Consider the following 13,949-nt stretch of genomic DNA (forward strand, 5'->3'; position numbering starts at 1 on the left):
CCGAACCCGCCGTAGCCGGGCTGCTGGCCGTAGGGACCGGGCTGGCCGTAGCCCTGCTGCGGGAAACCACCGCTCTGCGGCCCCTGCTGACCGAACGGGTCCTGCTGGGGCTGGCCGTACGGACCCGGCTGCTGGCCGTAACCCGGTGGCGGCTGCTGGCCGTATCCGGGCGGCGGCTGCTGGCCGTAACCCGGCTGCTGCGGCGGCTGCTGCCCGTACGGCCCGCCGGGCGGCGGCTGCTGCCCGTAGGGCCCGGGCTGCTGCGGCGGGTAGGTCATCGAAACTCCCCCGATGCGGATGAGGTGATCTTTCGCTGGACATTGTGGTGCTTCGCGGACTAACGCGCGGGCGAATGGGGTCTATCGACACGCACGAGTGGTTATGCACACGATGTGCTGTTGCCATCCGGCAGCGCGAAGGCCGTGTCTGATAACGATTGCGGCAACTCCAGCGGGAATCGACCGCGATGCACTGCGCTGTCGGGGTGGTGCGCCGGTTGCGCCGGCAAGACCACCCGGTTGGCCGCACGGCCTCCGGTCGCACTGGAGCCCCGCCTGAGCGGGTCCTCCGACGAGCACGGGTGGGGTGCGTTGCGGTGCGTGACCACCGATCGGAGCAGCCGGTGGTCCACCTGGTGGGACGACGGCGGGTTGCCGCCCGTCGCCGGGCCGCGAGCCGCACGGGACGTGTTCACGGTCGTCCGAGGGTGGTCGCGGAGCGTGGGGACCGGGTGCCCGCCGAGGTGCTCCCATGACCCTCTCCTCGGACTTCTCGCAGGTCGATCGGCGTGTCGATGGGCGAAACGCCGGTCGGTGCTTCTGGGACGCACCGTAGCGGGTGGGCGGTTCCACCGAACACCGAGATGGAGCAGTTGACCTCTGTTGGAGGCCGGACCGTTGCGTCACACGAGCGAAGATGATGTTGTGAGTGCACGATTTTGTCGGTGATCGCCGGTACCGTAATCGGTACGAACACGGGAGGAGGGTGCCGACATGCAGCACGGTCATCCCGGCAGCCAGCCCGACGAGGGTGGCGAGCTGAACCAGGGCAACAATTCTGCTGAGCTGACAGCGCAGATCAGGTTCCTCGAGGACGAGATCGCGTCGTTGCGTCGCAAGCTGACCGAGTCCCCGCGCCACGTCCGGTTGCTCGAGCAGCGACTGGCCGAGGCGACGGAACGGGTCAGCCAACTGACCGAGCGAAACACGAAGCTCATAGACACCCTCCGCGAAGCACGTAGCCAGCTGCTCGCGCTGCGTGAGGAGGTCGACCGGCTGGCCCAGCCGCCCAGCGGGTACGGCGTCTTCATGGCGCGTTTCGACGACGGGACGGTGGACGTCTTCACCTCCGGCCGCAGGATGCGGGTCGCCGTGTCCCCCGCGGTCGAGCCGGAGAAGCTGTCCTTCGGCCAGTCGGTCCGCCTCAACGAGGCGCTGACCGTCGTCGAGGCAGGCGGGTTCGAGCGGTCGGGTGAGGTCTGCGCGCTGCGGGAGGTGCTCTCCGAAGAGGGAGAGGACCAGATCGCCCGCGCGCTGGTCGTCGGCCACGCGGACGAGGAGAGGGTGGTCTGGCTCGCCCAGCCGCTGCTCGACTCGCCGCTCAAGCCCGGCGACTCGTTGCTGGTCGACTCGAAGGCGGGCTTCGCCTACGAGCGGGTCCCCAAGGCCGAGGTCGAGGATCTCGTGCTCGAAGAGGTCCCGGACATCGACTACAGCGACATCGGCGGCCTGTCCCGGCAGATCGAGCAGATCCGCGACGCCGTGGAGCTGCCCTTCCTGCACGCGGACCTCTTCCGCGAGTACGAGCTGCGCCCGCCCAAGGGCGTGCTGCTCTACGGCCCTCCCGGCTGCGGCAAGACGCTCATCGCCAAGGCGGTGGCGAACTCCCTGGCCAAGAAGGTGCGGGAGATCCGCGGCGAAACCGACAAGCAGGCCAAGTCCTACTTCCTCAACATCAAGGGCCCCGAGCTCCTCAACAAGTTCGTCGGTGAGACCGAGCGGCACATCCGCCTGATCTTCCAGCGGGCTCGTGAGAAGGCGTCAGAGGGCACCCCGGTGATCGTGTTCTTCGACGAGATGGACTCGATCTTCCGCACCCGCGGTTCCGGCGTGTCGTCCGACGTCGAGACGACGATCGTGCCCCAGCTGCTCTCGGAGATCGACGGCGTCGAGGGCCTGGAGAACGTCATCGTCATCGGCGCCTCCAACCGTGAAGACATGATCGACCCGGCGATCCTCCGCCCCGGCCGCCTCGACGTGAAGATCAAGATCGAGCGACCGGACGCCGAGGGCGCGAAGGACATCTTCAACAAGTACCTGACGCCGAACCTCCCGCTGCACGCCGACGACCTCGCCGAGTTCGGCGGGGACCCGAAGGCCTGCATCGAGGGCATGGTGCAGCACACCGTCGAGCGCATGTACGAGGAGTCCGAGGACAACCGGTTCCTGGAGGTCACCTACGCCAACGGTGACAAGGAGGTCCTGTACTTCCGGGACTTCAACTCCGGGGCGATGATCCAGAACATCGTCGACAGGGCCAAGAAGGCGGCGATCAAGTCGCTGCTCGAAACCAAGCAGCCCGGCCTCTCGGTCCGGCACCTGCAGGCGGCCATCATCGACGAGTTCGCCGAGAACGAGGACCTGCCGAACACGACGAACCCCGACGACTGGGCACGCATCTCGGGCAAGAAGGGCGAGCGGATCGTCTACATCCGCACGCTCGTCACCGGGAAGAACCAGGAGGCGGGCCGCGCGATCGACACGGCCACGAACACCGGCACCTACCTGTAGGACCGCTTCACCGAACCGCCCCGGTCACCTCGGCCGGGGCGGTTTCGCGTTCTCAGACCAGGCCGGACTCGTAGGCCGCGATCACCAGCTGCGCCCGGTCACGCGCGTGCAGCTTCGACAGCAGGTTCCCGATGTGCGTTTTCACCGTGCCCGTGCTGACGTGCAGCCGCGCCATGATCTCCGCGTTGGACAGCCCGCGGGCGATCAGCAGCAGGACCTCCTTCTCCCGCTCGGTCAGCACTTCCAGCCCCTTGACCGCCGGCGCGGACGGCTGCCGGACGAACTCCCGGATCAGCCGCCGCGTGACGGTCGGCGACAGCAGCGACTCACCCGCCGCCACCACCCGGATCGCGGCGAGCAGCTCGGCCGGTGGCGTGTCCTTCAACAGGAAACCTGAGGCGCCGGCCCGCAACGCGCCGAACACGTACTCGTCCAGGTCGAACGTCGTCAGCACCAGCACGCGCGGCCCGGACAGCAGCTTCGTGGCCTCGATGCCGTCCATCTCCGGCATGCGGATGTCCATCAGCACGACGTCGGGCTGCAAAGAAGAAGCGAGCGACACCGCTTCGGCTCCGGTGCCGGCCTCGCCCACCACCGTCAGGTCCGGTTCGTTGCCGACCAGCAGGCGGAAGCTCGCGCGCAGCAGGGCCTGGTCGTCGACGATCAGCACACTGGTCATCGGATCGGCAGCTCCGCCGCGACCCGGAAGCCGCCGTCCGCACCAGGGCCCGCGCTGAACGTGCCGTCGTACACCGCCACGCGTTCGCGCATGCCGATCAACCCGTGTCCCACACCCAGCTCCCGAACTCCCGGCCCGTCGTCGGCCACCTCGATGCGCACCGACGCCGGCTCCACCTCCACCAGCACGGTGCAGGAGGCGGGCGCCGCGTGCTTCACCACGTTGGTCAGCGCCTCCTGCACGATCCGGTACGCCGACAGTCCGACCCCTTCCGGCACAACGGAGTCGCCCCGCACGTCCAGCGCGACGCGCACGCCCGCCAGCGACGCCCGGTCGGCGAGATCGGCCAGCCCGTCGAGGCCGGGGGAGGGCGCCAGGTCGGCGTCGGAGCGCAGGACGCCGAGCAGGCCGCGCATCTCGGCCAGGGCGGCCCGGCTCGTCTCGGAGATCACGTTCAACGCCTCGTACGCGTGTTCGGGTGAGCGCACGTGTGCGGCGTTGGCGGCCTGCACGGCGATGAGAGAAAGGTTGTGCGCCACCACGTCGTGCAACTCGCGGGCGATGCGCATGCGTTCGTCGGTCAACGCCTGTTCGGCCCGCTGCGACGACTCGCGCCGCAGGAACGATGTTCGCAGCCGGGTCGTGTAACCCATCACCCACACCGCGCCCATCGCGGCGGTGACGGCGAGCATGTTCTCCGGCTCGCCTCCGCCGACGCCGCCGATCGCGACCACGGCGACCACGAGCCCGGTGAGCGACCACGTCCTGGTGCGTTCGACGGCCACGGTGTAGAGAGCGAAGCACACCGCCCCCACCGGCGCGCCGAGCGCCTGGACGGGCAGCACCTGGCCGATCACCACGGCGACGGTGGCTGCTGTGGTGAGCGTCAGCGCGGACACGGGCCACAGCCTGCGGACGGTGACGGGCAGGGCGATCACGGCGGTGCACGGCACGACCAGCCACCACGGCTTGTCCTGGGTTTCGAGCATCCCGTACGCCACGAGCACCGCGATCACCGCCGCGGCGGCCGCGTCGACCAGGTAGAGGTGCAGTCTTGCGATCACGGGACCGACGGTAACGAGCGGAGGACCCGCACGCCTCGGACCACGGTCCGATTCCGGGGTTCGGCCCGAGGTCCGATCCGCTGACGGCGGCGACAGCCGACTCTCTTCCACATGATCGAGGTGCGGAACCTGACGAAGAGATACGGCGACACGACAGCCGTCGACGGCCTGTCGTTCACCGTCCAACCCGGACTGGTCACGGGTTTCCTGGGGCCCAACGGCGCCGGCAAGTCCACGACGATGCGGATGATCGTGGGACTGGACCGGCCCACCGAGGGTGAGGCGCTGGTCGGCGGCAGGCGGTACCAGGACCTCAGCCGGCCCCTGCGGCACGTCGGAGTGCTGCTCGACCCGGCCGCGGTGCACCACGGCCGCAAGGCGCTCGACCACCTGCGCTGGCTCGCCGCGAGCAACGGGATCGGCGAGCAGCGTGCCGTCGAGCTGCTGGAGCAGGTCGGGCTGGGAGGCGTCCGGCACAAGCGGATCAGGACGTTGTCGCTCGGCATGAAGCAACGCCTGGGCGTCGCGGCGGCGCTCCTGGGCGACCCGCAGGTCCTGATGTTCGACGAACCCGTCAACGGCCTGGACCCCGAAGGCGTGCGCTGGATCCGCGACCTTATGCGCGGACTCGCCAGGGAGGGCAGGACCGTCTTCGTCTCCAGTCACCTGATGAGCGAGATGGCGCTGACCGCCGACCACGTCGTGATCGTCGCAAGAGGACAGCTGGTCAAGGAGACACCGATGGAAGCGTTGACGCGGAACGGGTCCCTGGAGGACGCGTACCTCGAGCTGACCAGCGGGAGGGGACTGTGAAGAACGCGCTCGCCGCGGAGTGGCTGAAACTCCGGACCGTCCGGGCGCCCTTCGGCCTGGTCTCCGCCATCGGTCTGATGGTCGCGTGCGGCGCGCTGCTGTCGTGGCTGATGGTCCAGGACTACGACACGTCGCCGGCCGCTGAGCAGATGAAGTTCGCCTCGGCCGACGCCAGCGTGGTGATCAACCCGGTCGTGCAGTTCTGCGTCGCCGCGCTCGGTGCGCTCGTGGCCACCTCCGACCCGAGGCTGACCGCGCTGACCGCCGTGCCGGACCGGAAACGCCTGCTGGCCGCCAAGACCGTGCTCGTCACCACGGCGGCCGCGGTGATCGGTGCCGCCGCGCTGGCGCTGAGCATCGGCGCGGGCTGGCTGATCACGGGGGACCGGCCGCCGCCGATCGCACCCTGGGACGGGCCGGGTGACGTGCTGCCGTGGTTCGGCGCGGCGGTGCTGTCGATCGTGGTGACCGGCCTGATCGGCCTGGGGCTGGGGCTGGCGCTGCGGTCCACCGCGGTCGCGATCGTCGTGGTCGGCGTCCTGCTGTGGGGTCTGCCGGCGATCACCCCGATGCTGCCGGACCCGTGGAACACGGACGCCTCGGCGGTGATGGTGCCGTACCTGGTGTACGAGGTGGCCGGGATCGTGGAGAACGCGCCGCTGACCCCGCTGGCCGCCGTCACATGTTTGCTCATTTACGTAGTGGTGACGCTCGGTACCGGAACTGTGACTCTTCTGCGACGAGACGCTTGACGCACCCAAACGCTGCCCTTATGGTCATCTATACCTTTAATCGGTAAGGAAACTTACCTAACTAATCCGCCGCCAGCAGTCCGAGAGGAGACGCTGAATGGCTTGGCAGAAGTCTGTGGTGGCGCTCGCCGCGGCAGTCGTGCTCCCGCTGACCGGTGTGATGGCAGGCAGCTCGGTCGCTGCCGCACCCGAGGGTGACGTCTCCGCTGCCGCGCTGCCGCCGGGTTCTACCGCGGCGGTCAACGGCCAGCTGAAGGTCTGCGGTGTGAAGCTGTGCAACCAGGCGGGCCAGCAGGTCCAGCTGCGCGGCATGAGCACGCACGGCATCCAGTGGTACTCCCAGTGCGTCAAGACCGCGTCCCTGGACGCGCTCGCGAACGACTGGAAGGCCGATGTTCTCCGGATCTCGATGTACATCCAGGAGGGTGGCTACGAGACCAACCCTCGCAAGTTCACCGACATGGTGCACGGCTACATCGAGGAGGCGACCAAGCGCGGCATGTACGCGCTGGTCGACTGGCACCAGCTGAACCCCGGCGACCCGAACCACAACACCAGTCGCGCCAAGACCTTCTTCAAGGAGATCGCGGCGCGGCACAAGAACAAGACGAACATCATCTACGACATCGCCAACGAGCCGAACGGCGTGTCGTGGTCCCGGGTGAAGTCCTACGCGGAGGCGGTCATCCCGACCATCCGCGCGGAGGACCCGGACAGCCTGGTGCTCGTGGGCACGCACGGCTGGTCGACGTTCGGCCTGTCCGACGGCAAGGACATCAACGAGGTGAGCCGCAACAAGGTCAACGCCTCGAACCTGATGTACACGTTCCACTTCTACGCCAAGGACCACCGCGACAGCTACCTCAGGGCGCTGGACACGGTGTCGAACCAGGTACCGGTGTTCGTCACGGAGTTCGGCTCGCAGGAGGCGTCGGGTGACGGTCCAAACGACTTCACCATGGCGAACAAGTTCATCAACCTGATGAACTCGAAGAAGATCTCCTGGACCAACTGGAACTTCTCCGACGACCACCGCACGGGCGCGGTGTTCAAGAGCGGTACCTGCTCCGGCAACAGCTTCGCCGGCGAGGGTCCGCTGAAGGACGCCGGCAAGTGGGTGCGCAACCACATCAGGGCAAATCGCTAGACCGACCCCGGCGGGTCACGTGAACGGCGGTCCTTCGGGGCCGCCGTTCGCCGTTGTGCCACTTGCCTTTTGGGACAGTTCGGCGGCGATCCGATTGACGCTCTTCGTGGACGTCCATACCTTTCACAACACCGCCGCCAGTCCGAGAGGGGAAGCTGTATGGCTTGGCAGAGGTCTGTGGCGGCGCTCGGTGTGGCGGTCGCGCTCCCGTTGACCGGTGTGACGACAGCCGGTACCGCTGTTGCCGCGTTGCCGGCGGGTTCGCCCGCGGCGGTCAACGGTCAGCTGAAGGTCTGCGGAGTCCAGCTGTGCAACAAGAACGGCAAGGCCATCCAGTTGCGCGGCATGAGCACGCACGGCATCCAGTGGTTCAACGGCTGCAACAAGTCCCAGTGGTGGGACGCGCTGACGAACGACTGGAAGGCCGACATCGTCCGCGTCGCGATGTACATCGCCGCGAAGGACGGCGGCTACGAGACGAACCCGCGCAAGTTCACGGACCTGATGCACAGCTACATCGAGGAGGCCACCAGGCGCGGCCTCTACGTGCTGGTCGACTGGCATCAGCTCGACCCCGGCGACCCGAACGTCTACACGGCCAAGGCGAAGACGTTCTTCAAGGAGATCGCGGCACGGCACAAGGACAAGACGAACATCATCTACGACATTGCCAACGAGCCGAACGGCGTGTCCTGGTCGAAGATCAAGTCCTACGCCGAGCAGCTGATCCCGGTCATCCGCGCGGAGGACCCGGACAGCCTGATCATCTCGGGCACGAACGGCTGGTCGACGTTCGGGCACTCCGACAAGCAGGATCCGTCGGTGGTGCTGAACAACAAGGTCAACGCCACGAACTTCATGTACTCGTTCCACTTCTACGCGAAGGACCACCGCGACGACTACGTCTCGGTGCTCGACCGCGTGTCCAGCAAGGTCCCGGTGTTCGTCACGGAGTTCGGCACGCAGGAGGCCACCGGCGACGGCCCGAACGACTTCGCCATGACGCAGAAGTTCATCGACCTGATGAAGCGCAAGAAGATCTCCTGGGCGAACTGGAACTTCTCGGATGACAAGCGTTCCGGCGCGGTGTTCCAGCAGGGCACCTGCTCGGGCACGTCGTTCAGCGGCACCGGCAAGCTCAAGCCCGCCGGTGTCTGGGTGCGCGACATCGTGCGCTCCGCCGACCAGTGGTGATCTACCGTTGACGGCATGGCTCACCTCGCGCTCGGTCTCGCCTCGCTCGGTCGTCCCGCCTACATCAACCTGGGGCGTGAAGGCGCGCTGCCGGCCGTGCGCGACGTCGAGTCCATGCGCGCGCAGTGCCACCTGGTCCTCGACACGGCCTATGAGCTGGGCATCAGGTGGGTGGACGCGGCCCGGTCGTACGGGCTGTCGGAGGACTTCCTGTCGTCGTGGTTGCCGGGCCACGACGATGTGACTATCTCCAGCAAGTGGGGTTACGCCTACACGGCGGACTGGCGGCCCGACGCCGAGGTGCACGAGGTCAAGGAGCACTCGCTCGCCCGGTTCACCCAGCAGTGGCAGGAGACTTCGGCGCTCCTGCCACGCGTGGCGCTCTACCAGGTGCACTCGCTCACGGCCGACAGTCCGCTGTTCTCCGATCGCGCCCTGCAGGACGCGATGGTCGAGATCGGGGTGCCGCTGGGCTTCTCGACGTCGGGCCCGCGGCAGGCCGACGCCATCCGCAAGGCGCTGGAACTCGGCATCTTCCGGTCCGTCCAGTCCACTTGGAACGTCCTCGAGACGTCGGCGGGCGAGGCGTTGCGCGAGGCACACGACGCCGGGCTGCGCGTGATCATCAAGGAGGGCGTGGCCAACGGCAGGCTCGTCGTGCAGCCGCCGCAAGCGGTTGCGGCACAGGCGGAAGCGCTGGGCGTCGGGCCGGACGCGGTCGCGCTGGCGGCGATCGTGCGGCAGCCGTGGGTGGACGTCGTGCTGTCCGGTGCGGCGAGCCCGGAGCAGCTCAAGTCCAATGTGGACGCCATGCGGATCGACGTGGACCTGCCGGACCTGGCAGAACCGGCCGAGCAGTACTGGCAGACCCGCGCCGGGCTCAGCTGGAACTGACCTGGCGCAGCCACTCCCTGGCGATCGCCCGGCCGTCCGGCACCAGCGGCCAGCCGGGGTCTTCGATCTTCACGCGCAGCTCGTCGAGGTCCATCCACCCGCCCCAGGCCACCTCCTCGGGCTGGTGGGTGAACGGGCCGTCGGTGCGTGCCTCGTAGACCCACACGTGGTAGCGCGTGCGGTCGTCGACGTACTTGGAGATGAACAGCTTCTTCAGCGGGACCTCTACTCCCAGCTCCTCGCGAAGCTCGCGCTCGGCGGCCTCGCCGGGGTTCTCGCCCGCGTCGATCACGCCGCCGGCGGTGCAGTCGTAGAGGCCGGGGAAGATGTCCTTGGTGTCGGTGCGGCGGTGCACGTAGACACGCGAGCCGTCGACCGACCGCACGATGATGGTCGCGCAGCCGTGCCACAGGTTCTCGGCACGCATGCGTTCCCGCGAGACCGTGCCGATGACGAACCGGTTCTCGTCGTACAGGTTGATCATCCCCGTGTCCTCCTGTGGTCGTACGCGAGCTTGCTACCCCAGTCCGACGCCCGCTGATCGTCTCTCTTCCTACCTTCGTGACCGTCAGACGTCACCGAGGAGGATTCGTGTCCACTTCCCTGCGGCTCGGCGTCGCCGAGTTCCGCGCCCGGCCGGGTCGCGCGCTGCTGCCCGGCGTCGCGCTCGTCGTCGGTGTGGCCTGCCTGCTGGCCGCCCTGGTGCTGAGCGACGCGCTCTCCAGGTCGGTCGACGAGGGCGCACCCCTCACACCGTCCGCCGTGGGGCACGTGGTGGACGTCCAGCCCTCCGAGTACGGCTCCGACACCGTCGAGGCGAACCGCCCGAAGCTCGACGACGCGCTGGTGACCAGGCTTTCCGCGGTCGGCAGGGCAGTGCCGGTACAGGAGGTGCGCGCGGATCTGCTGAACGCCGGCGGCCGGGCGGGGGAGCACCGGGCTGAGGTGCACGTCCAGCAGCCGGATCTGGTGCGCTGGCCGTTGGCCGAGGGCAAGGCGCCGGCCGCCGGCAACGAGGTCGCCGTCGACAAGATCACCGCGTACGAACGCGGCCTCAAGCCCGGGGACAAGATCAACCTCGCCGCCGCGGACGGCAGGCCCTTAGAGGTCACGGTCAGCGGTGTCATGAAGAAGGGCGGGATCGACTCGCGGCCGATCCTGGTCGCGGGCCCCGACCTCGCCCGCAAGCTCGACCCGCGATCGGAGACGCAAGCGGTGTGGGTGATCGGCGGTGCCCGTGACGCCGTCGCGAGTGCGGCCGGTCCGGCGTATCTCGTGCGGGATCCGGCTCCTGACGCCGACAAGGTCGGCAACGACCTGACCTTCATCCTCCTGCCGTTCAGCGTGCTCGCGCTGGCCACGGCGGTGTTCGTGGCGGCGGCGACGTTCCGTGCGGTCTACGCGCAACGTCAGCGCCAGACAGCGCTGCTGCGGTGCATCGGTGCCCAGCGCGGGCCGTTGGTGCGCAGGAGCCTGTTCGAGGCGCTGCTGACCGGTGCGCTGGCCGGTGTCGGCGGTGCGCTGCTGGGCGGGCCGACGGCGTGGCTGCTGGCCAGGACGTTCGACGTCACCGGTGTCTCCGCGCTGTTCGGCGCGGTGCAGCTCAGCCCGGAGCTGCTGCCGTCGCTCGGCTACGTGATCCTCGGAGTTGTCGTTGCCGCGGTATTGAGCGTGATGGCGGCAGTCCGGCCTGCGATCAACGCTGCGCGCGTATCGCCTCTCGCCGCGTTGCGTGAGGCGGAGAACGAGGTGCCGCCGAAGTCCGTCCGGCGCCTGCGGCTGGTGTTCGGTCTGCTGTTCACCGCCGGCGCGGCACTGCTGGCACTGGTGGCGATCGCGGCCAAGGGCACGTCCGGGGCACCGCTCGCCGTCACGTTCTCCGCGATCGCCGCGGTGACCGGCCTGTTCTGGATCCTCGGCCCGGTCACCGTGCCGTTCATCGCGCGGTTGTTCGGCAAGATCGGCGGCACGCAGTGGAAGCTCGCCGGTGCCGAGGTGCGCAGGATGCCGCAGCGGTCCGCGTCGGTGGCGTTGCCGTTGCTGCTGGCCAGCTCCATGGTGACGTTCTTCCTCGTCGTGCTGGGCGGGGCGCAGGACATGGCCGACACGTTCGCCAACGAGGAACGCCCGGACGCGACCGTGGTGGACGCGGGGGAACGGCCGCTGCCGGCCATCCCCGCCCAGCCCGAGGTGGCCGCCAGTGTGGTGCTGCACAAGGCCGAGAACGGGTCCGGCGTCGATCCCGAGCAGTTCAAGGCGTGGCTGAAGGCGCAGAACGTGTCCGGGGGCGAGCAGCTCACGGCCGGTACGGCGCTGGTCCCGCCGCACTGGCAGGACAGGCCGTTCATCGAGAGCGACGGCAAGCAGTACAAGATCGTCGGGACTCTGCCCGGCAGCGTCACCGGCTACGCGACGATCATCGGCGGCCTGACCTCCGGACCGGCCGAGCAGGTGCTGGTCGCGTTGAAGCCGGGGGCCGATCAGGCGCAGTTCCGGGCGAACCTGCAGGCCGCACTGCCGAACAACCCGACGGTCGTCGTGCGGACCGACGCGGACGAGCGTGCGGAGGCGGACCGGTACATGCACCTCGGCACCGTGCTGATGATGGTGCTGCTCGGGCTGTCCGTGGCGGTCGCCGTGACCGGTATCGGCACCGCGCTGACGATCTCGGTCCAGGAACGCCGCAAGGAGCTCGCACTCAGGCGCGCCTTGGGTGTCACCAGGGGCGGACTGCAGGGCGGAGTCATCGCTGAAGCGATCATGTTGGCCCTGGTCGGGGTGATCGGCGGCGGCGTACTCGGGTTCGCCTACGCGGAAGTCGCGATCCTGTCCACCGGGATCGACATGTCGCTGCCCGGCCTGAAGGTCGTGTTGCCGCTGGTCATAGGCGCGGTGGCGGTCGTCGTGCTGGCTGTCCTGGCCGCTTTCGGGCCGTCTCGCGGCGCGTCCCGCATTCGCCCGGCGGCAGGACTGGCGTCCGGGTGAATAGGGTGAGGGGAGCTTCAACGCGAAGCTCCCCTCACGCTGTTGCCGGGGTCAGGTCATAAGGTGTTGCGTATGCGGCGGATCATGGGAACCGAGGTCGAGTACGGCATCGCGGTGCCGGGCGACGCGACCGCGAACCCGGTGCTCACTTCGACACAGGTGGTGCTCGCGTACGCGGCGGCGGCGGACATACCGCGCGCCCGGCGGGCCAGGTGGGACTACGAGGTGGAGTCACCGTTGCGCGACGCGCGCGGGTTCGACCTGGGCAGCCCCGGCGGCCACCCCGCCGACTCCGACGTCGAGGACCTCGGTGCGGCCAACGTCATCCTCACCAACGGCGCGCGGCTCTACGTGGACCACGCGCACCCCGAGTACTCGGCGCCCGAGGTCACCAACGCGCGTGACGCGGTGATCTGGGACAAGGCCGGGGAGCGGGTGATGGAGGAGGCCGCGATGAAGGCCGCCACCGTGCCCGGTCAACCGCGGTTGCAGCTGTACAAGAACAACGTCGACGGCAAGGGCGCGTCGTACGGCACGCACGAGAACTACCTGATGCAGCGGTCGACGCCGTTCACCGCCGTCATCGCCGGCCTCACGCCGTTCTTCGTGTCGCGCCAGGTCATCACCGGTTCCGGCCGCGTGGGCATCGGCCCGTCCGGCGAGGAGGCGGGCTACCAGCTCTCGCAGCGCTCGGACTACATCGAGGTCGAGGTCGGCCTGGAGACGACGCTCAAGCGCGGCATCATCAACACGCGCGACGAGCCGCACGCGGACGCGGACAAGTACCGCCGCCTGCACGTCATCATCGGCGACGCGAACCTCGCCGAGTACTCGACGTACCTCAAGCTCGGCACCACGTCGATCGTGCTCGACATGATCGAGGCCGGGATGCGGTTCGACGACCTGCGCATGGTCGACCCGGTCCGCGCGGTGCACCAGATCAGCCACGACCCGACCCTCAAGACCAAGGTCGAGCTGACCGGCGGCCGCAAGTTCACCGGCCTCGACGTGCAGTTCGCCTACCACGAGCGGGCCGCCGCCTTCATCGAGAAGGAGGGCATCGGCGACCGCGACGTGCTGCGGGTCTGGGGCGAGGTGCTCGACGCGCTCGCCCGCGACCCCGCGGAGTGCGCCGACCGTCTCGACTGGGTGGCCAAGCTGCGGCTGCTCGAGGGCTACCGGCAGCGCGACGGCCTCGCGTGGGGCTCCGCGCGGCTCAACCTGGTCGACCTGCAGTACTCCGACGTCCGGCTGGACAAGGGCCTCTACAACCGCCTGGTCGCGCGCGGCTCGATGAAGCGCCTGGTCAGCGAGGAGGAGGTGCGCGCGGCCATCACCACTCCGCCGGAGGACACGCGTGCGTACTTCCGCGGCCGGTGCCTGGAGCGCTACCCCACCTCGGTGGCGGCCGCATCCTGGGACTCGGTGATCTTTGATCTGGGTCGAGAATCCCTCGTGCGAATCCCGACGCTCGAACCGCTCCGCGGGACGAAAGCGCACGTCGGAGCCCTTCTGGAGGCCTCTGACACCGCCGAGCAACTGGTGGACGCGCTCACTCGCGGGTGATCGTCTACCCGAGTGGCTCAGGATTTTTGTCGGTGCCGCTGGGTAGTGTTCTTGTCAGGCGAGTTA

General features: G+C 68.6%; 12 protein-coding genes. 8 read left to right on the plus strand and 4 right to left on the minus strand.

Features of this window, described 5'->3' with window-relative positions; translation table 11 throughout:
- A partial coding sequence (locus tag C8D87_RS48110; RefSeq protein ID WP_233442399.1) for a hypothetical protein occupies positions 1-278 on the minus strand: 278 nt, incomplete at its 3' end.
- A 714-nt stretch (positions 279-992) separates the two neighbouring features.
- Between C8D87_RS48110 and arc the strand changes: the two genes are divergently transcribed.
- The gene (gene arc, locus C8D87_RS32400; protein ID WP_109640238.1) at positions 993-2,789 is read left to right on the plus strand and encodes a proteasome ATPase; all 1,797 of its coding nucleotides are present in this window, start codon (positions 993-995) and stop codon (positions 2,787-2,789) included.
- A gap of 52 nt (positions 2,790-2,841) precedes the next feature.
- Here the strand turns inward: arc and C8D87_RS32405 are convergent, their stop codons facing one another.
- Both C8D87_RS32405 and C8D87_RS32410 read right to left on the minus strand, forming a co-directional pair.
- On the minus strand, positions 2,842-3,468 hold the full coding sequence (locus tag C8D87_RS32405) for a response regulator (RefSeq protein ID WP_112229528.1): 627 nt from the start codon (positions 3,466-3,468) through the stop codon (positions 2,842-2,844).
- Positions 3,465-4,532, minus strand: coding sequence for a sensor histidine kinase (locus C8D87_RS32410; RefSeq protein ID WP_112229529.1), 1,068 nt, complete (start codon positions 4,530-4,532; stop codon positions 3,465-3,467). Before C8D87_RS32410 ends, C8D87_RS32405 begins: the two co-directional genes overlap by 4 nt.
- Positions 4,533-4,643: 111 nt before the next feature.
- Between C8D87_RS32410 and C8D87_RS32415 the strand changes: the two genes are divergently transcribed.
- The 5 genes from C8D87_RS32415 (at position 4,644) to C8D87_RS32435 (ending at position 9,332) form a co-directional block, all read left to right on the plus strand.
- Positions 4,644-5,345, plus strand: coding sequence for an ABC transporter ATP-binding protein (locus C8D87_RS32415; protein WP_112229530.1), 702 nt, complete (start codon positions 4,644-4,646; stop codon positions 5,343-5,345).
- The gene (locus tag C8D87_RS32420; protein WP_112229531.1) at positions 5,342-6,097 is read left to right on the plus strand and encodes an ABC transporter permease; all 756 of its coding nucleotides are present in this window, start codon (positions 5,342-5,344) and stop codon (positions 6,095-6,097) included. The genes C8D87_RS32415 and C8D87_RS32420 overlap by 4 nt, the downstream gene beginning before the upstream one ends.
- A 97-nt stretch (positions 6,098-6,194) precedes the next feature.
- The gene (locus C8D87_RS32425) at positions 6,195-7,244 is read left to right on the plus strand and encodes a glycoside hydrolase family 5 protein (RefSeq protein WP_109640233.1); all 1,050 of its coding nucleotides are present in this window, start codon (positions 6,195-6,197) and stop codon (positions 7,242-7,244) included.
- A gap of 159 nt (positions 7,245-7,403) precedes the next feature.
- Positions 7,404-8,438 (plus strand): glycoside hydrolase family 5 protein, encoded by a 1,035-nt coding sequence (locus C8D87_RS32430; RefSeq protein ID WP_112229532.1) that lies wholly within the window; start codon positions 7,404-7,406, stop codon positions 8,436-8,438.
- Positions 8,439-8,453: 15 nt separating this feature from the next.
- On the plus strand, positions 8,454-9,332 hold the full coding sequence (locus C8D87_RS32435) for an aldo/keto reductase (RefSeq protein ID WP_112229533.1): 879 nt from the start codon (positions 8,454-8,456) through the stop codon (positions 9,330-9,332).
- On the opposite strand, the gene C8D87_RS32440 is transcribed toward C8D87_RS32435, so the two are convergent.
- Complete coding sequence (locus C8D87_RS32440; RefSeq protein ID WP_112229534.1) at positions 9,319-9,816, minus strand: NUDIX domain-containing protein; 498 nt, start codon at positions 9,814-9,816, stop codon at positions 9,319-9,321. The two genes, C8D87_RS32435 and C8D87_RS32440, sit on opposite strands and share 14 nt — an antisense overlap.
- A 107-nt stretch (positions 9,817-9,923) precedes the next feature.
- On the opposite strand from C8D87_RS32440, the gene C8D87_RS32445 reads away from it, so the two are divergent.
- Entirely contained in the window at positions 9,924-12,317 is a 2,394-nt protein-coding gene (locus tag C8D87_RS32445; protein ID WP_112229535.1) for an FtsX-like permease family protein, read from the plus strand.
- 72 nt (positions 12,318-12,389) lie between these two features.
- Positions 12,390-13,883 carry a depupylase/deamidase Dop gene (gene dop / locus C8D87_RS32450; protein WP_109640228.1) on the plus strand — a complete coding sequence of 498 codons (1,494 nt, stop codon included), beginning with the start codon at positions 12,390-12,392 and terminating at the stop codon, positions 13,881-13,883.
- Positions 13,884-13,949: the final 66 nt, after the last annotated feature.

The organism is Lentzea atacamensis (assembly GCF_003269295.1).
Lineage (GTDB): Bacteria > Actinomycetota > Actinomycetes > Mycobacteriales > Pseudonocardiaceae > Lentzea > Lentzea atacamensis.